Origin of the sequence: Paenibacillus peoriae KCTC 3763 (genome assembly GCF_000236805.1) — a bacterium.
Lineage (GTDB): Bacteria > Bacillota > Bacilli > Paenibacillales > Paenibacillaceae > Paenibacillus > Paenibacillus peoriae.
Window position 1 is genome coordinate 1 of the sequence record NZ_AGFX01000025.1, and the last position, 226, is coordinate 226.

General features: G+C 49.1%; 1 rRNA gene. It reads left to right on the forward strand.

Annotation, left to right across the window (positions count from 1 at the left end):
- Window positions 1-93: 93 nt before the first annotated feature.
- Window positions 94-226: ribosomal RNA gene (locus tag KQI_RS0115155) — 16S ribosomal RNA — on the forward strand; the annotation flags it as partial.

Genomic DNA, 226 nt, shown 5'->3' on the forward strand with positions numbered 1-226 from the left:
TGAGCTAATCGCTCTTTCTATACTGGTTCCCATTTATCCACTCAGTCGAGTTGGACCGAATAGGAATCAAGTCGATCATTCGCAGAATGATCTTTATTGGAGAGTTTGATCCTGGCTCAGGACGAACGCTGGCGGCGTGCCTAATACATGCAAGTCGAGCGGGGTTGTTTAGAAGCTTGCTTCTAAACAACCTAGCGGCGGACGGGTGAGTAACACGTAGGCAACC